At 40.6% G+C, this 21,240-nt stretch carries 22 protein-coding genes and 1 pseudogene; 7 read left to right on the plus strand and 16 right to left on the minus strand.

The genetic code is table 11. The annotated features are described in order from the left end of the window. Positions 1 to 63: 63 nt before the first annotated feature. Both A3GQ_RS0117450 and A3GQ_RS0117455 read right to left on the minus strand, forming a co-directional pair. A complete protein-coding gene (locus A3GQ_RS0117450; RefSeq protein ID WP_028778154.1) occupies positions 64 to 1,068 on the minus strand; it encodes a sensor histidine kinase in 1,005 nt (334 codons plus the stop codon). A 6-nt stretch (positions 1,069 to 1,074) separates the two neighbouring features. Next, positions 1,075 to 1,767: a response regulator transcription factor gene (locus tag A3GQ_RS0117455; protein WP_028778155.1), complete on the minus strand. Its 693-nt coding sequence runs from the start codon at positions 1,765 to 1,767 to the stop codon at positions 1,075 to 1,077. 180 nt (positions 1,768 to 1,947) lie between these two features. Between A3GQ_RS0117455 and A3GQ_RS0117460 the strand changes: the two genes are divergently transcribed. Then, positions 1,948 to 2,916 (plus strand): glycosyltransferase family 2 protein, encoded by a 969-nt coding sequence (locus A3GQ_RS0117460; RefSeq protein ID WP_037465387.1) that lies wholly within the window; start codon positions 1,948 to 1,950, stop codon positions 2,914 to 2,916. Positions 2,917 to 3,070: 154 nt separating this feature from the next. On the opposite strand, the gene A3GQ_RS0117465 is transcribed toward A3GQ_RS0117460, so the two are convergent. The 4 genes from A3GQ_RS0117465 to A3GQ_RS0117480 all read right to left on the minus strand — a co-directional run bounded on the left by A3GQ_RS0117465 (position 3,071) and on the right by A3GQ_RS0117480 (position 6,129). Beyond that, the gene (locus tag A3GQ_RS0117465; RefSeq protein ID WP_028778157.1) at positions 3,071 to 3,460 is read right to left on the minus strand and encodes a hypothetical protein; all 390 of its coding nucleotides are present in this window, start codon (positions 3,458 to 3,460) and stop codon (positions 3,071 to 3,073) included. Positions 3,461 to 4,083: 623 nt separating this feature from the next. Continuing rightward, complete coding sequence (locus A3GQ_RS0117470; RefSeq protein ID WP_028778158.1) at positions 4,084 to 4,704, minus strand: hypothetical protein; 621 nt, start codon at positions 4,702 to 4,704, stop codon at positions 4,084 to 4,086. Positions 4,705 to 4,980: 276 nt separating this feature from the next. Beyond that, positions 4,981 to 5,499 (minus strand): HU family DNA-binding protein, encoded by a 519-nt coding sequence (locus A3GQ_RS26370; protein ID WP_083964303.1) that lies wholly within the window; start codon positions 5,497 to 5,499, stop codon positions 4,981 to 4,983. A gap of 234 nt (positions 5,500 to 5,733) precedes the next feature. Beyond that, complete coding sequence (locus tag A3GQ_RS0117480) at positions 5,734 to 6,129, minus strand: GtrA family protein (RefSeq protein WP_037465390.1); 396 nt, start codon at positions 6,127 to 6,129, stop codon at positions 5,734 to 5,736. A 143-nt stretch (positions 6,130 to 6,272) separates the two neighbouring features. On the opposite strand from A3GQ_RS0117480, the gene leuC reads away from it, so the two are divergent. After that, the gene (gene leuC, locus A3GQ_RS0117485) at positions 6,273 to 7,715 is read left to right on the plus strand and encodes a 3-isopropylmalate dehydratase large subunit (RefSeq protein ID WP_028778161.1); all 1,443 of its coding nucleotides are present in this window, start codon (positions 6,273 to 6,275) and stop codon (positions 7,713 to 7,715) included. Continuing rightward, entirely contained in the window at positions 7,699 to 8,295 is a 597-nt protein-coding gene (gene leuD, locus A3GQ_RS0117490; RefSeq protein WP_028778162.1) for a 3-isopropylmalate dehydratase small subunit, read from the plus strand. Before leuC ends, leuD begins: the two co-directional genes overlap by 17 nt. Positions 8,296 to 8,457: 162 nt before the next feature. On the opposite strand, the gene A3GQ_RS0117495 is transcribed toward leuD, so the two are convergent. The 4 genes from A3GQ_RS0117495 to A3GQ_RS24800 form a co-directional block, all read right to left on the minus strand. Then, positions 8,458 to 8,718 carry a hypothetical protein gene (locus A3GQ_RS0117495; RefSeq protein WP_028778163.1) on the minus strand — a complete coding sequence of 87 codons (261 nt, stop codon included), beginning with the start codon at positions 8,716 to 8,718 and terminating at the stop codon, positions 8,458 to 8,460. 93 nt (positions 8,719 to 8,811) lie between these two features. Then, entirely contained in the window at positions 8,812 to 9,390 is a 579-nt protein-coding gene (locus A3GQ_RS0117500) for a biotin transporter BioY (protein WP_028778164.1), read from the minus strand. 292 nt (positions 9,391 to 9,682) lie between these two features. Then, a complete protein-coding gene (locus tag A3GQ_RS0117505) occupies positions 9,683 to 10,084 on the minus strand; it encodes a hypothetical protein (RefSeq protein WP_028778165.1) in 402 nt (133 codons plus the stop codon). Between the two features lie 230 nt (positions 10,085 to 10,314). Then, on the minus strand, positions 10,315 to 10,734 hold the full coding sequence (locus A3GQ_RS24800) for an endonuclease domain-containing protein (RefSeq protein ID WP_051272002.1): 420 nt from the start codon (positions 10,732 to 10,734) through the stop codon (positions 10,315 to 10,317). A 439-nt stretch (positions 10,735 to 11,173) separates the two neighbouring features. Here A3GQ_RS24800 and argF point away from each other — a divergent pair, with 439 nt between their 5' ends. Beyond that, complete coding sequence (gene argF / locus A3GQ_RS0117515) at positions 11,174 to 12,139, plus strand: ornithine carbamoyltransferase (protein ID WP_028778166.1); 966 nt, start codon at positions 11,174 to 11,176, stop codon at positions 12,137 to 12,139. A 31-nt stretch (positions 12,140 to 12,170) separates the two neighbouring features. Here the strand turns inward: argF and A3GQ_RS0117520 are convergent, their stop codons facing one another. The 5 genes from A3GQ_RS0117520 to A3GQ_RS0117540 all read right to left on the minus strand — a co-directional run bounded on the left by A3GQ_RS0117520 (position 12,171) and on the right by A3GQ_RS0117540 (position 16,886). Continuing rightward, entirely contained in the window at positions 12,171 to 13,643 is a 1,473-nt protein-coding gene (locus A3GQ_RS0117520; RefSeq protein ID WP_051272005.1) for an MATE family efflux transporter, read from the minus strand. 497 nt (positions 13,644 to 14,140) lie between these two features. Next, positions 14,141 to 14,452 carry a spore coat protein GerQ gene (locus A3GQ_RS24805; protein WP_051272008.1) on the minus strand — a complete coding sequence of 104 codons (312 nt, stop codon included), beginning with the start codon at positions 14,450 to 14,452 and terminating at the stop codon, positions 14,141 to 14,143. A gap of 24 nt (positions 14,453 to 14,476) precedes the next feature. Beyond that, on the minus strand, positions 14,477 to 14,899 hold the full coding sequence (locus tag A3GQ_RS0117530; RefSeq protein WP_028778168.1) for a cell wall hydrolase: 423 nt from the start codon (positions 14,897 to 14,899) through the stop codon (positions 14,477 to 14,479). Positions 14,900 to 15,024: 125 nt separating this feature from the next. After that, a complete protein-coding gene (locus tag A3GQ_RS0117535) occupies positions 15,025 to 16,221 on the minus strand; it encodes an MFS transporter (RefSeq protein WP_028778169.1) in 1,197 nt (398 codons plus the stop codon). A gap of 83 nt (positions 16,222 to 16,304) precedes the next feature. Further along, positions 16,305 to 16,886 (minus strand): TetR/AcrR family transcriptional regulator, encoded by a 582-nt coding sequence (locus tag A3GQ_RS0117540; RefSeq protein WP_028778170.1) that lies wholly within the window; start codon positions 16,884 to 16,886, stop codon positions 16,305 to 16,307. Between the two features lie 228 nt (positions 16,887 to 17,114). Here A3GQ_RS0117540 and A3GQ_RS0117545 point away from each other — a divergent pair, with 228 nt between their 5' ends. Together A3GQ_RS0117545 and A3GQ_RS24810 are read left to right on the plus strand one after the other, a co-directional pair. Then, positions 17,115 to 18,344: a DNA polymerase IV gene (locus A3GQ_RS0117545; RefSeq protein ID WP_028778171.1), complete on the plus strand. Its 1,230-nt coding sequence runs from the start codon at positions 17,115 to 17,117 to the stop codon at positions 18,342 to 18,344. Next, positions 18,341 to 18,676, plus strand: coding sequence for a YolD-like family protein (locus A3GQ_RS24810; protein WP_037465395.1), 336 nt, complete (start codon positions 18,341 to 18,343; stop codon positions 18,674 to 18,676). Before A3GQ_RS0117545 ends, A3GQ_RS24810 begins: the two co-directional genes overlap by 4 nt. 73 nt (positions 18,677 to 18,749) lie before the next feature. On the opposite strand, the gene A3GQ_RS0117555 is transcribed toward A3GQ_RS24810, so the two are convergent. Continuing rightward, positions 18,750 to 19,640, minus strand: coding sequence for a LysR family transcriptional regulator (locus tag A3GQ_RS0117555; protein ID WP_028778172.1), 891 nt, complete (start codon positions 19,638 to 19,640; stop codon positions 18,750 to 18,752). Between the two features lie 177 nt (positions 19,641 to 19,817). On the opposite strand from A3GQ_RS0117555, the pseudogene A3GQ_RS24815 reads away from it, so the two are divergent. Beyond that, positions 19,818 to 21,169: pseudogene (locus A3GQ_RS24815) on the plus strand (MFS transporter). Positions 21,170 to 21,240 lie beyond the last annotated feature (71 nt).

Here is a 21,240-nt window from a genome sequence, read left to right on the forward strand (position 1 = left end):
TCGAACAACTATCGATTCATCTTAAGTGAACCTTACATCCATGTAAGTTGAAAAAGATTCCTATTATAGGTAGGTCGAATGGATATTTTCTCGAAAAAGCAGACGTATGGTGGTTCCTTTCCCTTGTTCTGACTCTAACTCCACTTCGTGATCGAGAAATTTACATACTTCATCCAGCAAATAAAGTCCCATTCCCGTTGATTCGGAATACAAACGACCATTTTCACCCGTAAAATAAGGTTGAAATACTTTCTTTTTATCTTGTTTGGGAATCCCAACTCCAAAATCAATTATTTCCAAACCCACTTTCTTTCCACGTTGAAAAGAGGAGAAAATTACTTTATCACTGACACCAGCAGAATACCTAACAGAATTGGTGATCAACTGTCCAAGTACAAAGCATAACCACTTGTGATCTGACTGAATAAAAATGGATTCATCAATCTGAATTTCCGGATAAACACGATTGCGAATAAAAAAACGCCGGTAATCCGTAACTACTTGTTTTACCACTTGATGTAGTCCGACGGGCTCAGCATGAAAATCTCGTTCAAATAGTTCCAAACGAGATGTATATAAAACTGTCTCTAATCCTCTTTTCAAACGGTCTACTTCATCTCGGATACTATCAAAAATCGGCTCATCTTCTGCTTGTATGGTTAAATCGATCACCGATAGAGGCGTTTTCATCTGATGTATCCATTGGTTTATAAAAACAGTGTGTCGATCTAACTTTTGTTTATACTGTAGGATATCTTGTTGATACAATGTATACTGCCCATATAATCTTTCCTGTAATGCTTTCCCTAATGATGTTTTGCTATCCAGAGAAAAAGATTCATCTAATTGATCTTCCCTTGCTGGTTCAGACAGTCTCTCAAAAAAGGAAGACAATGAAAAATATCGAAAACCAAGATAGACCAGTAACAAAAATATATTCAATATAACTACATAAATTTCGGTTTCTAACTTGCCTGATTGATCAAAGTGATAAATAAGCGAACTAAGTACAATCTGAAAGAAGTTAACGACAATCAAAGGCATCTGGTCTCGTAGAAACAACTTCACTACTCCTCACCTCCATGTAACCAGAAAACGATAGCCAAATCCTCGAATGGTTTCGATCGTATCTTCTATACCCAGTTCCTTTAATTTTTTCCGTACTCTTGCTATATACACATTGAGGGTATTCTCATCTACGAAAGTCGTATCATCCCATAGCTTATCCAATAATCGATCGCGACTAATAACAGTAGAATGATTCTTCATTAACGTTTCCAATAACTGTGTTTCTTTGTAACCCAAATTAACTTCTGCATCCTTCCATCGCAGGAGTAGTTTCTCTGGCCATAAGATCAAATCGGAAACTTGAATTTTTCTTTCCTCCTTGTTAGCAGCATAAGAACCATAAGCACGTCGCAAGTGACTCCGTATCTTAGCTACGATGATTTCATAATCAAAAGGTTTTGTAATATAATCATCTGCACCATTTTCTAAAGCCATTACTTGATCCATCTTCCCCTCACGGGCAGAAATAAAGAGAATCGGACAAGTGGACTGTTGGCGAATTAATCTACACCAATAGTAGCCATCATACATAGGCAGATTGACATCGAGGAGAATTAAATCCGGCTTAGTAGCTTCAAATTGGTGTAAGACATTCGAAAAATTAGTAACTACAGATACCATGTATCCATAGTTCTCCAAATGAGATTGCAAAAGCTTTGTTATTTTGGGATCATCCTCTACTATGAAAAGATGAAACATAATGTTTCCTCCAATCACTTTTCTCTTTTTTCCTACAACTTTATATCCATAACACAGTTGACGCTGTATAAAACAATACTCTAGAATCATAATGATAGGAGTACACTATTACATACTAACCAACGAATTCAATTTACTTAATTTTAGAAAAATTATATTTTACAGAGAAAGGAGTTTGTGATGTTTTCGATTGTTATCCCTTGTTACAACGAAGAACCAATCTTGCATCGTTTTCACAAGGAAATCACTACCATTCTACAAGAAAATCAGATCCTCTATGAACTTGTTTTTGTAAATGATGGCAGCAGAGACCGTACACTGGAAATATTAAAAGAAATCACTAAAAAAGATCAACATGCGCACTATGTGTCTTTTAGCCGTAATTTTGGTAAAGAGTCTGCGATGTTAGCTGGATTAAATTTCTCTTCTGGAGAAGCTGTTATCATTATGGATGCAGATTTGCAACACCCTCCTTTCTTAATCCCTCAGATGGTACAAGCCTATCGAGATGGATATGATCAAGTAATTACCAAACGAAGTCGAAAAGGCGAAAGCGGGATTCGCACGTTATTCGCTAAACTCTATTATCGATTGATGAATGGTATGATCGATGTCATGCTGACAGATGGTGTTGGCGATTTTCGATTGCTCAGTAGAAGAGCAGTCGATGCTCTCTTATCTCTGCAAGAATACAATCGCTTTTCCAAAGGCTTATTTTCGTGGATTGGATTTCGCGAGTATGTGATTGAATACGAAAACGTCTTGAGAGATGAGGGCAAAAGTAAATGGTCATTTGGTCAATTAGTCAATTATGCCTTAGATGGTCTACTGTCCTTTAATAACCAACCACTGCGGCTTGCTATCTATATGGGTATGTTTGTCACTTTTTCCGATATTATTTATGTGTTCTACACCTTTATTCAAATTCTCATCCATGGTGTTGTTATACCAGGTTATTTCACCATCATTGCATCGATTGGTTTCTTAGGCGGAATACAATTGATTTCGATTGGTGTCATCGGCGAATACATCGGCAGGATTTACTATGAATCCAAACGCCGACCACACTATATTATTGATGAAAAAGTCATTCAACCCCAGTATGTAAGAGAAAAACAAAAGAAAAAAGAATGGATGTATCACAAATAACAGAAAGACCCTTTCGAATGAAGTGAATGCGAAAAGGGTCTTTGTTTGTTCCTTATGAAGGAATAGGCTCTATCCTATTGGAGACTTTAATCCCTATATAACGGCGCACCTCCCTAAGATAACAAACATCTTAGGGAGGTGCAGAAGGATGAGTTTAGAACTTCCGTGCCGGGTGGACGTGGATTCGCTTGATCTCATCCACAGAGAGAGTCATCTTCTGTCCATGGACGCGGATGGTTGTCTTTCCAGCCCACCCTTCCAGCACCAACAAAGGTGCCATAAGGAGAACAAGAAGCAACGTCACTGCCTGAATCAACACACCGAGAAAACGTGGCTTCATACGCTCCCCGAACTTATTGATGGAGTACGAGATCCCAGCGACAGGCGCATAGATGCCTGTAATCCAGCGAACTCGACTCCGTCGCTTCAAGATCTGTTCGCGCGTGATCCGCCTGCCTTCGATCTCGACGGCCTCGACCTCCCGACCGAAGATCTGTTCCTCCTTCAGATGGATGTCCACCTTCTGGGGCTTTTGCTCGCCCACTATATTCTCCTTACCGTTGAACGTCCAATCCCCTTTAAATTAACACAATAATCACACTCCAAGCAAGAAAAATTCAAGTCGTATATAGAATTTACTATTTATCTAAATAAACCAAGTAATTTTCGTTTAAATTATGCTATTGCTAGGGAAATAGTAGGTGCGATTTCTGGAGAAATAGTATATATCGCCCTTTACCTCCTGTGTCTGGCATGTACCTTCTACGATGGTCTTTTCAGCCCATACCGCAAGCAATCAGGTGCGATGGGAACCATATGCTTGGTATATGGAGTAGAACATCTCAAACCATAAGTGTCCTATCGCTCCTCTGATAAGGAGGAGTATTACGACGACTGAATCTATTGTTAGGTTCAATCGTCGCCTCATATTAAAAAACAAAAAAACAGAGGGAAACCCTCCGTTTTCGATAGTATGTTGCTAATCTAATCGCCTCGTTTATGGAACGAAAAACCTCACACTAACTCCCTTTCTAATTAAAACCCTGAAAACTACAATTATTCTTCTATTTAAGCATATGAGTTAATTTTCAGAATTTGGGTCGAGTAACAAGGATTTTGTCACTCGACACCAACTAAGACTGATGTTTGCTGTTTCACCTTTTGGACTTATCTCCCTCTTGAGTTATGCTTCCTTTGGAAGTTTCGCCTCCTTCGAAGGTTATGCCTCCTCCTGAGGTTTTGCTTTCTTCTGAAGTTTCGCTTCCTCTTGAGGTTTCGCTTCCTTCTAGAGTTTCGCTTTCCCGCGGGATGCGTCTTTCTCTGAGGCTTGCATTCCTCCTGAGGCTCCTCTTCCACTTGAAGCTCCTCTTCTTGAAGCTTTGTTTCTTCTTTCCGCCACCCCTTCTTCCTGACGTCCGCGTAGTAGAAGTAAGCTACCATAACTGCGAAATAGCCTACCAGCATATCTACTGTGCGATCAGGGATGATAAAGGTGGCGCTCCACAACGCCGCAAAGACAACTTGACTCACCACGACACCTGTGAAATCAAGCAGCTTTTCCTTCTTCCCAAACGAGAGGACAACAAAGGGAATGTAGAGGAGAAGAATCCGAATGGTCATGATGCCAGAACCGACAAAGTACTGTAGTGTTGCCACAGCAGCACCACCATAGAAGATAATGCCGATTCCGATATTCATCAAAAAACCGATTCGCCAAGCCCACTTTACCTTGATGAGACAGATAAAGAGGAAGATCCAGCCAAAGGCAACCACAACCGCTTCACTCATGGAAGCTCCTATCCTAGTTGGTTTGTTTATTTAAAAAAATTATATCTTTTCTTTATATTTGCAGCAACTCGAAAAGAACAGAAAACCAGAATTTGAGTTAATTTCTTTCTTCATCATAGCAACACCCTTCTTTTATTTATAATTTTAGCTACAATAACACAGCACCCTCTGGTTTTTTTGATTCATCTGCGAAGATGAAAGTCAAATAACCAGAGGGTGCTTATCCTACGATGTTACTACACCGCAGAATTTGTGAGTGAGGCTACAACACAACCATCACTTCTTGTTGCGCGTGGAACTGCCCTTGCCGCGCGTGGTGCTGCTCGTGTTGCCCTTGCCACGCGTGGTGCTGCTCGTGTTGCCCTTGCCACGCGTGGTGCTGCTCGTGTTGCCCTTGCCACGCGTGGTGCTGCTCGTGCTGCCCTTGCCACGCGTGGTGCTGCTCGCGCTTCCCTTGCCGGCCGTGAGACTGTACTTCGGTGCCTTCTTGACCGAAATCCCGTCTCCCTTGGGCAGCTTCTTGCTGCCTGCCACCAGGTCCTTGAAACCCTGGCCCGCACGGAAGCGGGGCACGGAGGTCTTCTTGACCCGGACGCGTTCACCGGTCTGCGGGTTGCGGGCGTAGCGGGCGGGTCGATCCACCTTCTCGAAGGAGCCGAACCCGGTGATCGATACCCGATCACCAGCGACCACGGCACGGACGATGGCATCCAGTACATTGTCGACCGCATCTGCGGCCTGCTGACGGCCTCCCATCTTGTCCGCAATCGCTTCGACCAGCTGTGCCTTGTTCATGGATTCCCTTTTTCTGTTTGTTTTTGGAGTGAACTGGCGAACTTGTTGATGATGGTTGTTGTAAACCTCCTCAATCTTTTGACGATTACCTTTATCCTACACTATATAAACAAAGGCATTCAATACAAATATTATGAAAATGCATTCGGAGATGAAGTAAAGCAAAAGTTCAAGACGATTGAAAAAACCGCAATAATAATTTTCTATTGCGGTTTTTCCTTGTATATTTTCTTATCAAGAAGAATTACTCGGTTTGCTCACTAATATTTTCTTGGATACGACAAACGTAAAAGGAATGGCGATCAACGAAGCCAAAAGTGGTGCAATATTTTCATCCATTCCTAGCTGATCGACCAACAAGTAAACACTACTGGTCGTTATCGTGATATTCACCACATAGGTCAAAGGAAATTGGAAAAATTTCTTCAAACTTGGTTTTGTTTTATAAGTGAAATATGTATTCATAAAAAAAGATCCAATCATACTCAGCACAAAAGCTGAAATATGGGAAAGGAGATAAACCCAGCTAAACACATGTAAAAACAAAAGATAAAGGGCATAGTAAGTTCCTGTATTGATCACTCCCACCATACAAAACCGTATCAAGGGAAAATATTTTTGCACATTCATTTGGATACTCCTCTATTCATTTTCCTCCGCATTAGTATAACGCAAAGATAGTATTTCCGTTATTTTTTTCTTTCACATCTTGAAGTCCTTCTTTAGAAATTATATAATTTTAGTCAATTATTTAGAGATGGGAGAGAAAACAAATGTCAACAAAACGCACATTGTTTGATAAGATTTGGGATTCACATATCGTCCACCAAGAAAGCGGGAAACCATCTCTCCTCTACATAGATTTGCATTTGATTCATGAAGTTACTTCCCCTCAAGCATTTGAAGGATTGCGACTTGCAGGGCGTTCCATTCGTAGACCGGACCTTACAGTAGCTACGGTGGACCATAATATTCCTACCACCGATCGAAGCCTACCAATTGCTGATCCTATCTCACGCCAACAGATTGAAACGCTAAGAGAGAATTGTCAAAATCATAAAATTACTTTATATGACTTGGATAGTAGAAATCAAGGGATTGTCCATGTCATCGGGCCAGAGCTTGGACTTACCCTACCCGGAAAAACCATCGTATGTGGAGATAGCCATACATCTACCCATGGCGCATTTGGCGCACTTGCTTTCGGGATTGGAACTAGCGAAGTAGAGCATGTCATGGCAACACAATGTCTGCCTCAATCCAAACCCAAAACAATGGAAGTTCATTTCAAAGGAAAGCTGCCTTATGGAGTGACGGCAAAAGATGTTGTGCTTCATTTGATCAACCAAATCGGTACAGCTGGCGCTACAGGCTATGTGATCGAATATACAGGGGAAGCGATTCGTCAAATGTCCATGGAAGAGAGAATGACGATTTGTAATATGTCGATTGAAGCTGGGGCACGTGCTGGAATGATCGCTCCAGACGAAACAACCTTCTCCTATTTGCTAGGTCGCAAACATTCACCAAAAGACAAAGAATGGGAAACAGCAGTAGCTGCTTGGAAAGAGCTTGCCACTGATGATGATGCAATCTACGATACCCGTGTCGAAATAGACGTAACAGAAATTGCGCCACAAGTAACATGGGGTACTAGCCCTGGCATGGGTGCAGATATTACTCAATTGGTCCCAAATCCAGCTTCATTCGAAACAAGTACCGAACAAAAAGCTGCTGAATTAGCTCTGCAATACATGGGACTTACTGCTGGGACACCGATGGCAGAAATCGCGATCGATCGTGTGTTTATCGGTTCTTGCACCAACTCTCGTATTGAAGACCTGCGAGCAGCAGCAGAAGTAGTGGCTGGATATCAGGTAGCAGCTACCGTTCAAGCAATGGTCGTACCTGGATCACAACAAGTGAAAGAACAAGCAGAAACGGAAGGCTTGCATCAAATCTTTTTAGATGCTGGTTTTGAGTGGCGAGAAGCTGGATGCAGCATGTGTTTAGGGATGAATCCAGATATTATTCAGCCCGGTGAACGCTGTGCTTCTACCTCCAACCGTAACTTTGAGGGTCGCCAAGGCCGAGGCGGCAGAACCCACTTGGTCAGTCCTGTAATGGCTGCGGCAGCAGCTATTGAAGGTCATTTTGTAGATATCCGTAATTGGAAATTCAATCGGAAGGAGAAAGCAGATGGAGTCACTTCGTAAGCATATTGGTAAAGTTGTGCCTTTGGATCGTGCGCACATAGATACAGATGCGATTATACCCAAACAATTTTTAAAGAGGATCGAACGCTCTGGTTTTGGCCAGTTCCTGTTCTACGAATGGAGATTTGACGAAGCAGGCCAACCAAACCCTGACTTTGTATTGAATTATCCTATCTACCAAGGAGCTTCCATCCTCCTTGCCAGAGAAAACTTCGGCTGTGGTTCCTCACGCGAACACGCACCTTGGTCTTTAGCTGACTATGGATTCCGTGTAGTTATCGCACCTTCATTTGCTGATATTTTTTATAACAACTGTTTTCAAAATGGCATGTTGCCATTGGTGTTGCCGGAAAAACAAGTACAAGAGTTATTTGAACGCGCCAAAGAACATGAGAGCTATCAGTTAACAGTCGATGTAGAAAATCTAGTTGTTACGGATAACTTCGGATTGAAATACACTTTTGAGCTTGATCCTTATCGCCAACACTGCTTAGTTAATGGGCTTGATTTTATTGGGCTTACACTTCAACATGAAGATAAAATTACCCAATATGAAAAAACAAAACAACTTCAATACTAGTTTCCTCTAAACACAGCAAAAACGTATGGATAAATAATCCATACGTTTTCTTTATTGGAACAACCATTGTTATCGAGCCCGAACAGCTGCTGGAAAGCAGTTGCTCGGGTGTACCTCACATAGAGGCACGTTTACAAGAAGAATTTCCTGTAGCTCTCTGGATTACATGAACAGAGGAAAGCGGACCTTGCCGTTCTGGTCAACTGCGCAAACGCGCCCTTCCTTGTCGGTAAACCAGCAGATCACGATGCCTGAATCGATGCGGTACTCCTTGCCTTCTTCATCGACGTAGAAGGACTCTTGTGTGTGAGGGTCCATCCTCCTGTCGACCTTAACCTTCATTGGTACGGGACGACTGGCGTTGGTCGCCTGGAAAGAAAGTGACTCCCCATCGAACACAGGAGCAATCACAGAAGATGACACAGGAACCTCCTGTAGGTTGAATGATCTATAATCATTTTAAATTTAATTTCTGTAAATTGGCAACAAGTAAACTCTTTTCATAAACAGTATCCACTATTTATTCTTTCTCTCTTGCGGAGCAAAAGATGGCATCGCCCGAAACAATGAAAAAGTAAGTATGGTAGCCAGTATAGCCTTTGCAATATCACCTGGTAAAAAGACGAGAAATACTTTGTTGAAAAGATCCATGCTAAAAGGAAGATTGGACGCAATCAGGAACCAAGGGAAACCTACTGCATGAATAATCAATTCTCCCCCAATCATAAATACAAGAAACAGATGCCACCAAGAGATATGTTTGTTTCGACCTAATCGTTCAATTATCAAACCAACCACAAACGCAGCAATCAAGAATCCAAAAATATATCCCCCTGTTGGACCAAATAATACTCCCATCCCCCCTGTACCTCCACTCAGTACCGGAGCACCGACTGCTGCTAATAAAATCCAGACGATTACGCTGATTGCACCCCATCGTGAACCTAAGATCGCACCAGTTAGTAAGACCATCAACGTTTGTAATGTAATGGGGACAGGTCCGATTGGAATAGAGATTTGACTTCCTACTGCCAATAGTGCTGCAAATAGAGCGGCAAGTACCATATTTCGAATCAAAATAGAAGATGATGACATATAACATAATTCCTTTCTGCTTAAGCATTCTATATTAGGATAAATTTAAATACTACTATTGTCAACAAATATACATTTATCGGTTTACAATTTGTTGCATACATGAAAAAGCGATAACTTTATTCCATTTCTTCAGTAAAAAACCGACTTCCTTTATTGCAAGGAGTCGGCCTTTGTATTTTTAACACACTACTTTATTTGTAAATGTTCTTATTCACGTTTTTCTAATAATAAATCAGCCGGGCGCGCGAAGACAGTTGTCTTTGCGCGCCCGAGACCCCGGAATGTCAGGTCAGATGCTCATCAGAGTGATCGGCTTCACACCTGCCTGCCGAAGAGAACTCGTATCCAGCAGAAAGTCCATACCGTCATCAGCGCGGATGAAGGGGGGGTTGATCATCCCTTCCGGCACAGTCCACAGGAGAACCTTGTCGTTCTCAAAGACGTTCTTGGAGACGTTCTGGAGAACGAACTGTCCGCTCGTGGCGTCCAGCGAGACACCCAGCTCCGTCAGATCGAGCTGCGCCCCCTTGAAAGGGGTCAGGTTCATCCACACATCGCGGTGGCGACCTTCACCCATGGGGTCGCGCACGAGATAGGTATTGAACCCGACGATCTCCCTCGCGATCAGCTTGGATCCCTCGACGAAGATGACCTTGATGGCCTCATCGGTTTCGACGATCAAAAACTGCATGTTGTTCCCTTCCTACCAGACTTTCTGGGATCAGGTACCATTATTATACTACAAAAGAACCTAGATCCATACCTGCTTATATTTAATATTCTAAACTTAATACCATCTTTTCTTTCGTTACATGCAATCGGAGCTGGTTTCTTTTTTGACTTCTATTTGTATTATTGAACTAGTGTGCAAATTTCTACGATCTATTCTTCCAAATCAAAATCCCCTACTTGAGGAGTTTTCTATTTTACACCTGTTTGCAAATGAACTTTTTCCACGCACTTCTCTATCTCTCTCGTAATTTGTGAACCTTTAAAACGCAATAACTTCCATCGATGTTTTTTCCGTATATAATACGCTTTCTTACGATCACGCGCTTTTTGCTTTTTGGAACTGTGGTATGCTTCTCCATCACACTCGATGACCAGTTTGTATTTGGGAATCGCTAAATCACAACGATATGGTCCCATCGCATATTGTGCATTGACTTTGTATCCGGCTTTTTGTAGTGCTACATATAGTTTTCTTTCAATCGGGCTACTTCGCGTTCGAATGTAATGAATATCAGGCAACTTCCCCGTTTTTAACCATTGATAAAAAAACAAACTGATACTTCCGATATCATCTCGAAAACGAATCCATTGAATGAATAATGGTGTCAAAGATTACACTCCCAGTTGTAAGAATCAATTTTGTTCCTGTTTATCAATCGATAGGATGTACATACGAAAAAATAATTTCCTCTAATCCCTCTGCCTACTTCTCTACTAACAAAGATGCTATTTATATTAAACAATTTACTCATTGGCTGATCTTTTCTACTCTCTCTATTTCAATTATTTGTATCATACCATTATATTACAAAAAATTTATTTTTTTCATTTTCTGATGAAGGAAAAATGTATACGTTCTATTGTACTTAAAAAAGCAAAAGAGTGATGGGAATCATTGAAAAGGAATTGAATAAATATTAATATTTATGTATAATAATTCATGTCATGTTATACTAAATAGCAGTCTGATACGAATTTCAGCACTCTCCTCCAGACAAATCTGCATATTTATTTGACTGAAGCACACTGAAATGGGAGTTGATCTTGCATGCATACCTCGTTTGTTCCACATGTCCTAAAATCCTGTAAAGGAAAAAGCTTGTTAACATTAACGAACCTTTCTCCTGAAGAAATCACAAACTTACTGGATCTAGCTTATCAACTTAAAAAATCCACAAATAACGATGAAGAATTTAAACCTTTGATCGGTAAAACACTCGCAATGATTTTTGATAAACCTTCTACAAGAACGCGAGTCTCTTTCGAAGTGGGAATGATGCAATTAGGCGGACATGTATTGAATCTAAATCGACAAGACATTCAATTGGGCAGAGGGGAATCCATAGAAGATACGGCAAAAGTGCTTGCTCGCTATATTGATGCCATTCTCATTCGTACATTTGACCATGAATCTGTGGAAATATTGGCTCAAACAACTACTGTTCCTGTAATCAACGGTTTGACAGATCCTTATCATCCCTGTCAAGCACTCGCTGATCTTTTAACTTTACAAGAAGAAAAAGGTCATTTGACTGGTTTAAAAGTGGCTTATATCGGTGATGGAAACAACGTGCTTCATTCGCTCATGCACGGTGCAGCAGCAACAGGTATTCACCTGACCATCTCCACCCCAAAAGGATATGAACCTGATCCAACTGTCTGGAATGAAGCAGAGACATTAGCAACTACAACAGGGGCCACGCTTACCTTTCATAATAACCCTCTTATTGCTGTAGAAGATGCAGATGCAGTTTATACAGATGTCTGGGCAAGTATGGGGCAAGAAGAAGAAAAAGAAAAGCGACTGCACGATTTTGCTGGTTTTCAAGTCACTCAAACCATGATGAACAAGGCCAAAGACGATGCCATCTTCTTGCACTGCTTGCCAGCTTATCGTGATTTGGAAGTATCAGCCGAAGTGCTGGATGGTCCGCAGTCTGTAGTATTCAATCAAGCAGAAAACAGACTTCATACCCAAAAAGCTTTGTTAATCGCCTTGCTTGCAGATGTTTAGCATCCATAAAAAAAAGGGGCTGGAAAGCCCCTTATGATGCAAATAAACTCTCATGTTGTTTTCGTTTCCACACCAATACATAAAACAGGTAAAGAATCAGCAGCATAATCCCATCAGCGATAGGGTAGGAGAGCCAGATGCCGAGCAAACCCATTGGCTCCGATAAAGCGACTGCCACTGGAACCATTATCAACCAAATACAGCCAATCGTAATGATGGTAGGTACGACAACAGTACCTGTTCCTCGCATAATGCTGGATAAAATCATAGCATGTCCAAAAATGATCAATGCCCACAGCACCGCAAACAATACATCATTAGCCATTTCAATCGTCTTAGGTTCCTTCAAAAACAAATGTAAAATTGGATTGCTGAACAAATAAACAATCCCGATCAAAACTACACCGAGTATATAATTAATACCTAGTGAGTAACGCAATAAAGCATGTAATCGATGACTTGCCCCTGCACCAATAAACTGTGCTGCAAATACTCCTGCTGCCATTCCGAGACTGAGCATCGGCATCTGTACAAAATTCAACACTTGAATTACTGCACCATATGCCGCAGTCGCTTGTTCTCCATGCTCATTAACAAGGAAAACAACAGCAACTTCAGATAGAGAAATAGCAATCATTTGTACACTGGACGGTATTCCAATTTTCACTAATAACTTTAAAATGGAAAGATCTAAGCCTATGTTTTGGAAAAAGCCTTTATTTAGTGCTAAGACATGTTTTTTCCATTTTAAATAGAAAAGAAGCGCCACAAAGGATATCAAGGTAGACAGCACATATGCTAATGCTGTCCCTGATATGCCCATCTGAGGCAAACCGAGCCAACCAAAGGTCAACACAGGTGTAAGCACGATATTTAAGACAGTACTGATTAACAAAAACACAAATGGAGTTTTTGCATCTCCTGTTCCCCGTAAGATGGTAGTATAACTCACATATACAAAAATAAGTGGAAGACTCGCAAATATAATCTTCCCAAATTGGGATGCCTCTGGTTGTATAGCTGGAGCTGCGCTGATCATCTCTAGTATCCTATCAATAAAAACGACTCCAATAATCGCCATCACTGTTCCCAGTAAAAAAGAAAATTTGATAGTCGTATCTACCGTTTTGCTTAGTTCTTTTAATTTTCCCGCACCATAAGCTTGTCCAATCAATACCAAACTCCCTGATCCAAGCCCAATAACTAAAGATATAAGGAAAAAGTTCACAGGCAAAATCGTACTAACAGCGGCAAGGGAAGTTTCCCCTAATCCTTTCCCTATAATCATCGTACTTACAACCCCGCCCAGCGATTGTAAAATATTGCTAAGCATTAATGGTATAAGAAAAACGACGATAGGTTTCAACATCGATTTATTTGGATCTAATAAGTCAGGGTGAATGTTCCGTTTCGTATCTGTAGAATTTTCTACTATCGATTCAACCAAAGGTGTGGGAGCTTCCACGACCTCTACTGCTGAAGTAGGTTGTTTGTTTTCTTCCATGTGTTATCACACCCTCTAAAACAATATGCTATTCTCAAAAAAAAGCCTTGCAACTTATTTCTTAAGGCTCAGACTTTCGATCGACTTTTACTTGTATGCAACTAACACCATATTTATTCCTCCAAACCTCAAAAAAAGGAGCCACTCTGGCTCTTTCCATCATTTCATCTTACCTGTTATTTGCTTTTTTTACAAGATACTTTTGACACTCCATACGGCTAAAGCCGTAGGATTCTTGGGACGGTAGTCTCATGACTACTTCATTACCAAGCTAACCCCGTGAGCCCCACGGTTCATTACAACAGAATAGTCCTACTGCTTGGTTTTCGCATTTCAAACTATCCAAGAAATGTAATTGATGGTAGTTTATCATCGGAATGTATGTTTGTAAATATATTTTCTGAAAAAGTGTTGGACTTGTGAGAGGGCTGAACCCTTTCTCGTCCAACGCTTGCTTTTATCCCACGATTTAAACCGTAGGTTTTCTCACTCGCAATCTATAAATTTTTACTAGCTAAGTTTGCCCGATCATGAAACTCAATATAATCAACATTAATATTCAGCAACATATTGTCTTTGCCGGTTTCTTGATCTGTTACTAAAATAAAATCTCGTCCGACTTGACGCAACACGCCATATACCGTTCTGCTATTTCTCTCTTCATTCTTCTCGTAAGTAAGATAAACCGTAATTGGTCTACCAACGTTTTGGGATAACAAATCTTCTGAGTATTTCCTCGCTGTTGTTGGTTCTTGTCTAGGTTGTTGTGGTGCTGTCAAATACGCTCCATATGGATCATACCAGTACATCACATTACCTCCATTTATCTGATCTTAATAGACTTCTGGACAATCTGCTGGTGTGGGAATGAAGAAACAATGCGCCTTGTATCTCCCGCTATTTGCTTGACCAAACCACTTTGCCGGACAAGTCCCTACAGGTCGATAAAACCAAAGTGAATTTGTCCCTGGGTCCAATCTCCTCCCATCGATCACCTGTTGTGCTAACCGAACATCTCGATCTCGAGCCCGCTGATAAAAATATGGTTTTTGTGTCGATTCAAATCCACCAGGACTTTGGAAAACCATCCTGGTAATAGTATTGATGTCTTTGAAATCCAAACACCTTACCTTTACCCGATTCACCCCCACATTGCCCACTAAAAGCATCCCTGTATTTCCATCTTCTTCTGCTTCTGCACGCATCAATCGAGCCAGAAGTTGCACCTCTTCTGACTTATGTCTTATGACCGCCACGATGTCATCACCTCTTAGCAAAACTTATGCAGGTAATCATGTTATTATCCCTTTTATTCATTATGATTCGAAAATAGGAGAAGAAGTGTACTCCTCTAATAAAGTACACTTGATGAAATGATAGGTTAGGTTACACAACTTTTCCCCTTGTTCATATGATTCTCGTTCAGCGATCTAGTTTTCTTCCGGAATGTTTCTCTTGTAAATGGCAAAAGCGAAATAACACCAAGAACTGCCAAAATAAAACCAACCCATAAGGTAGAAATCAAGCCAAATCCAGCATCCATGGTTAATGCACCTATCGAAGAACCAATACCAACACCAAGACTAATAATAGATCCATGAATCGCATTCACAAGCGTTCCTGTGTTAGATGTCTTCATTACACGAGTCGCCATTGCTGGATTCATAGGAACTCCCACCAATCCAAGAACAATAACACTCATGATTGTAATGATTGGATTGCTAGCAAATAAAGCAAACATTAGCAGGGATACAGTTAGTAAAACAAGACCAATAAATAACGTCTGCATTGTAAATTTATCAGCAAGCCTTCCTGTGATCATATTTCCTATTACTGTTGCTCCTCCATAAACAGCCATAATCATCGGAACAACTGAAGCTGAAAATCCAGTTAATTCAGTAAAGATAGGAGTAAAATAGCTAAAAGCCGCAAAGGTTGCAGCAATAATCAAGCCACTCGTAGCAAAAGCAGCCCATAGTTGGGAATTTTTAAAAGCGGTGAACTCACTGCGAATGCTCCCTGATTCTGTCTTTGGTAAAGTTGGAACAAGCCATTGAACCATCAACCCAGATAGGAGCACTAGACCAACAACTACCCAAAAACTAGTGCGCCATCCAAAGTACTGACTAATCATGGTAGACATAGGTAATCCAATAACAGTAGCTATCATTAAACCTCCTAAAACAATAGAGGCAGCTCTTCCTCTTATTTGAGGTTCAACCAAATGAACACAAAACGCAATAGAAACAGCAAATCCTGCCGCCGAAGCTATTCCTGTAATTATTCGTGCTACCATCATTACCTCGTAGCTAGTTGCGATCGATCCAACTATTTGCCCAATCAAAAAGAAGATAGCAATGGTCATGAGTGCTTTCTTCTTCGATACCTTTAATAAACCAATCGTTACCATAGGACCACCTATTACCATGCCAATAGCATATATAGAAATAAGATAGCCAATATCAGAAATAGATACTCCAAATTCTTTTGCAAGTTCTGGCATCATTCCACCTACCATAAACTCAGAAGTGGTCATTGCAAATATCAATAAACCTAACATATATACAGCAATTGGCATAAGAAAAACCCCTCATTATTTAATGATCGTTACAAAATTAAGTGCACGAGGCTAATGTATTCGCCTCTCTACTCATTTCTTCTTTATAATGCTGCTAAGGTACCTTCTACTACATCCAATAATATATTGCGGTCTTGCACCACTTTTCCCAGCACCCGCAAACCATAATAACTACTCAGGAAAAATCTAGCAAGCTCCAACACAGGTCTTGTTGATTTAATTTCCCCTGAGCGTTGTCCCAGAGCCATCACATGACATAATGCTTGTTCTAGATTAAAAATGTGTTGGTCCACTAAGGCTGCGACCGTAGGATCTTTTCCGCCAAGCTCTATTGCAGAATTTATTGTCAAACATCCTCGTCGATCTGTTTCTTTAAAATCCTCTTGGATTGCCCACTCCATTAAGGAACGAAGCCGATCTTTGATGAGACCAGGGCCTCCTAATATTTCTACTTGTTCTTTTATCCCGATCTCTTGATATCGTTTCAAGGCGATTTCAAATAGTTCATGTTTGCTTCCAAAAGCATTATATAAACTTCCTCTGCCGAGTCCTGTCTGTTCACATAACTCTTGCGCTGAACTCGCTTCAAATCCATTTTTCCAAAAAACATCCATTGCAGCATCGATTACAGATGTATCTTTAAACTCACGTGGTCTTCCGCTCATTGTATCAAATCCTTCTTTTATTTCTCACTATAACATTTCTACACCTTCTATCTCATACATAAAAATCCAAATCTTACGGACGATCGAATTAAATTCTATCTCATTTTTTAACGATCAGTCAATAATAAAAATCACCCTTCTTCGCGATCCATTTGGAAACATTTGCAGACTACTAAGCGAACCCACATTTGCATATAATAGGTAACGCAACCATATGTTCGGGAAGGGGTGTTCGTAATAATATTACTAGTAGATATTCAATCCTTCTATGCGAGTGTAGAAAAAGTGCGCAATCCAGAACTCCAGAATCGCCCTGTTGTCGTCTCTGGTGATCCTAATCGCCGAAGTGGTGTGATCCTTGCAGCATGTCCCATAGCCAAATCCTATGGAATTAAAAATGCAGAAACATTATGGGAAGCGATGAAAGCGTGCCCAGAAGTGGTCGTAGTTCGCCCGCAAATGGGGCTATATCTCCAGATATCCCTACAAATCACAGAGATCTTAGAAGGGTTTACCGATTTAGTCGAACCCTATTCGATCGATGAACAATTTCTCGATGTAACAGGCAGTGAGCGCTTATTTGGCGACATCGATACAATCAGCAAAAAGATTCAACAAGCTATCTATAACGAAACAGGAGTATATGCCAGAGTTGGGATTGGTCCAAATAAAGTATTGAGTAAAATGGCATGCGACAACTTTGCCAAAAAAAACAAACAAGGCATTTTCCGTCTTGATCAGACAAATATAAAAGAAAAGCTATGGCCACTACCTGTAAACAATTGCTTTGGTGTAGGAAGAAGAATGACCAGAAACCTCCAGCGAATAGGCATAACTACCATTGGAGAACTGGCAAATTATCCGCTTGAAAAACTGAAAAAACATTGGGGGATCAACGGACATGTTTTGTGGATGACTGCAAATGGAATGGACCTATCCCCTGTTACTCTCACGTCTTTTAGTCAGCAAAAAGCAATTGGGCATCATATGACTTTGCCACGAGATTATCGAAGAGCAGCGGACATTGAAGTAATTTTATTGGAACTATGTGAAGAAGTATGCCGGCGAGCACGCAGACAGCATTTAGCAGGAATAACTGTTCATGTAGGCTGTAGGAGTGCTGATTTTGATTGCCCTACAGGCTTTTCACGACAACAAAATCTGGGATATGCCCAAAACGAAACGATGCCTATCTTTCATGCTGCCAAACAACTTTTTCATCAACATTGGGATGGAGAACCAATCCGTTCTTTGGGAATAAGTCTTGGTGGATTATCCCCTGACTCTCCCATACAACTGGATCTCTTTACGGATCGCAACAAAAAAAGAGCACTTGGGGCAGTTGTGGATGAGATAAAAGAGAGATATGGAAGTACTGCCATTCTCCATGCAGCTTCGCTCACCTCTGCTGGGCAAGCTGCGGAACGGGCGAAAAAGATTGGAGGACATTATCAATGAGTAAATTGAATCGCAAAAATCTCCTTTGGGAAGGAAGTCGCATGTTCCTACCAGAGCATCGCAGAGCATTACTAAAACAGCGGAAAGAGGCTACTCGGTTGACACCACCCACACTGGATGAACAACAATGGGAGATAATTCGTTATCTCATTCAGGAGGCCATAGAACAAGAGCAGCCTATAGTGGCTACTTATGTGTGTGCCTATGAAATCGCTCATTTCTGTGGATTTGTAGATAAAGTAGAAGAGATGGACAAATATATCCAACTTAGCAACGGAACAAAAATACAAAAAATCCCATTCCACTTGCTGATGGATGTCGCTTGGCCTTAGGGCACTCATACATAACTAGGTTTTGTGAAATTTTGCTGCGAAATTCCTTTTTCTTATATTTATAAGTTTGTATCTAAATCCTATTTCTTTGTTGACTAGTAAAATGCTGAACGAAAAATTCTCGGAATTTAAGTGAAGCTGTAGATATATAACGATCTTCCATCCATGCAAGCTGATAGATACGCCGACAAACGGGACGATGAATATGCACAAAATGATAGGATGTCTTTCTTTTATCCACTAAAGTCTCTGGCAAAAATGCAACACCAACTCCAGAAGGAATAAAATGACCAATTGCAGAATGTTCATCTACTTCACATGCCACATTTGGAGTAAATCCAGCTTGTTCACAAAATCTATCTGTCATTTCCCGAAATGGGTTTCCCTTTTCTATAAGAATAAAAGGATCATCAGACAGTTCACTCAAATCTACTTTACTGCGATGAGCAAAGCGATGGGTGGAAGGAACAGCTAATAAGATCTCTTCCGTAAGAAAAGAAATCCCTTTTATCCCATCCTGCTGTATCGGAGGAAAAGTGATACAAAAATCAATATCGCCATTTCGAAGCTGACGCACCTTCTCTTGCTCGGAGGCTCGGTTCATTTTCACTTTTATATTTGGATAAGAAGTTAAGAAAGAACCAATTATTCCAGAAAAACATTTATGTGTTGTTGTTGCTATCAAAAGTTCTCCCTTCTCCATTCCTGCGAGATCTTTGACCTCTCTTTGACCTTCTTCGAGCGCAGTTAACGCTATTTCTACTTTTTTCAGATACGCTTTTCCAAACGTGTTCAGTCGAATATATCTTCCCTTACGATCAAATAACGGAACTCCCAGGTCCTCTTCTAACCGAGAAATGGTCTTACTAAGAGCTGATTGAGGGATATGAAGTTCTTGCGCTGCCTTCGTCATATGTTCCAATTTCGCAACTTTTCTAAAATAATGCAATTGCAGCAATTCCATAGCATCACCTACATTTATACACACAAAGTTATAGATAGATACCACAATGTGTATTATCTATTATTTTTAATCCATTATAGAATGAAACATGCAAAAACAATATGCAAACTTTCTTATAACATCCTCGAACGGTGAATCACAGAAAGACTTTCGACCATTTAGAAAGAAGGATGGGAAATGGAACACAAAGTCCCGCCGCGGACAAGAGAAAAATTAATCCGTATTGTGATCTTTACGATGATCGTATCTTCCATGAGTGCAACGATGTTTAGTATTGTACTCCCAGAGATCCGAATAGAATTTCATCTTTCTTTCACGCAGGTAAGTTGGGTAACATCCTCTTATATGCTGATTTATGCTGTTGGATCGGTCATTTACGGAAGGCTATCAGACATTTACAAACTTAAAAATTTGTTAACATTCGGATTGCTTTTTTTTGCATTAGGCTCCATCATCGGACTCACAGCTCAATCATATTGGATGGTTCTGCTCGCCCGAATCCTGCAAGCGATAGGGGCTTCCGTAATTCCAGCTGCCTCTATGATCATACCCATTCAATATTCCCAAAAGACAAGAGAGGAAGAACCATAGGAGCCGTAGCTGCTGGTTTAGCACTCGGATTTGCTCTAGGACCAGTAGTCTCCGCATTACTTTTCAGCTTTGTTGGTTGGAGATGGTTGTTTTGCATACCTATTTTAACGCTGTTCACGATACCATTCTATCGTAAATATATGATAGATGACCATCAGAAGGCTACTACTATTGATTGGACTGGTGGGGCACTGCTTGTTGGCATGGTAGTCCTATTCCTACTGACGGTCATGAACGGGACTTGGATGTTAGGGGTTGGAGGAATCGTTTTACTTGGTCTGTTTATCGTACGTATAAAATCAACAGCAGAACCTTTCATTCAGCCTAGTTTGTTCCAAAATAAAAGCTACTCCCTTCAGTTAGTCATTTCTTTCTTGGTTAGTGGCATGGGGTATGCTATTTCTTTTCTAAATCCGTTATTATTTGCCGAGATTCATCACTTAGCAACAGAATGGATTGGTTTGGCCATGTTTCCCTCCGCTCTTATAGCAGCATTACTCGGTAGAAAAGGCGGGAAGTTAGCAGATCGGAGAGGCAATTCGTTTCTATTCTATATAGCGTCCATTTTATTACTCATTTGTTTTATTTTGTTATCTTCTGTAACAGAGACTTCCCCGATTATCATTAGTCTCATTCTCATATTTGGCCAAGTGGGTCAAACTTTCATGGTCATTGCTATGTCCAATAATATTTCACAAACATTACCACCAAAACAGACTGGGGTTGGAATGGGACTTTTGGCCCTATTAAATTTTATAGGCATGTCTTTTTCTGCTGCGATATACAGCAAAATCGTAGATCTTGGAATTCCCTCGAATCCGATTCGTTTCAATCCAACAATAATATATAGTAACATCTATCTTTATCTCGCTGTTCTATATGGGAGCATCCTACTCTTTTATCGCTTCTACTTTGGTAGAAAAACAAATGAAAAATAAATCGAATCGAAAGAAAAGGTCAAAAATAAGACCATCGAGTTTTTATTTCCTACAAAAAAGGAGAAACGAAT

Origin of the sequence: Shimazuella kribbensis DSM 45090, from assembly GCF_000428065.1 — a bacterium.
Classification (GTDB): domain Bacteria; phylum Bacillota; class Bacilli; order Thermoactinomycetales; family Thermoactinomycetaceae; genus Shimazuella; species Shimazuella kribbensis.

Excerpts from the sequence above, each read along its gene's own strand:
- A3GQ_RS0117455 (WP_028778155.1), bottom strand. The coding sequence starts at position 1,767 with ATGTTTCATCTTTTCATAGTAGAGGATGATCCCAAAATAACAAAGCTT.
- A3GQ_RS0117460 (WP_037465387.1), top strand. The coding sequence starts at position 1,948 with ATGTTTTCGATTGTTATCCCTTGTTACAACGAAGAACCAATCTTGCAT.
- A3GQ_RS0117470 (WP_028778158.1), bottom strand. The coding sequence starts at position 4,704 with ATGAGTGAAGCGGTTGTGGTTGCCTTTGGCTGGATCTTCCTCTTTATC.
- A3GQ_RS26370 (WP_083964303.1), bottom strand. The coding sequence starts at position 5,499 with ATGAACAAGGCACAGCTGGTCGAAGCGATTGCGGACAAGATGGGAGGC.
- A3GQ_RS0117480 (WP_037465390.1), bottom strand. The coding sequence starts at position 6,129 with ATGAATGTGCAAAAATATTTTCCCTTGATACGGTTTTGTATGGTGGGA.
- leuC (WP_028778161.1), top strand. The coding sequence starts at position 6,273 with ATGTCAACAAAACGCACATTGTTTGATAAGATTTGGGATTCACATATC.
- leuD (WP_028778162.1), top strand. The coding sequence starts at position 7,699 with ATGGAGTCACTTCGTAAGCATATTGGTAAAGTTGTGCCTTTGGATCGT.
- A3GQ_RS0117500 (WP_028778164.1), bottom strand. The coding sequence starts at position 9,390 with ATGTCATCATCTTCTATTTTGATTCGAAATATGGTACTTGCCGCTCTA.
- A3GQ_RS0117505 (WP_028778165.1), bottom strand. The coding sequence starts at position 10,084 with ATGCAGTTTTTGATCGTCGAAACCGATGAGGCCATCAAGGTCATCTTC.
- argF (WP_028778166.1), top strand. The coding sequence starts at position 11,174 with ATGCATACCTCGTTTGTTCCACATGTCCTAAAATCCTGTAAAGGAAAA.
- A3GQ_RS0117520 (WP_051272005.1), bottom strand. The coding sequence starts at position 13,643 with ATGGAAGAAAACAAACAACCTACTTCAGCAGTAGAGGTCGTGGAAGCT.
- A3GQ_RS24805 (WP_051272008.1), bottom strand. The coding sequence starts at position 14,452 with ATGTACTGGTATGATCCATATGGAGCGTATTTGACAGCACCACAACAA.
- A3GQ_RS0117535 (WP_028778169.1), bottom strand. The coding sequence starts at position 16,221 with ATGCCAATTGCTGTATATATGTTAGGTTTATTGATATTTGCAATGACC.
- A3GQ_RS0117540 (WP_028778170.1), bottom strand. The coding sequence starts at position 16,886 with ATGAGCGGAAGACCACGTGAGTTTAAAGATACATCTGTAATCGATGCT.
- A3GQ_RS24810 (WP_037465395.1), top strand. The coding sequence starts at position 18,341 with ATGAGTAAATTGAATCGCAAAAATCTCCTTTGGGAAGGAAGTCGCATG.
- A3GQ_RS0117555 (WP_028778172.1), bottom strand. The coding sequence starts at position 19,640 with ATGGAATTGCTGCAATTGCATTATTTTAGAAAAGTTGCGAAATTGGAA.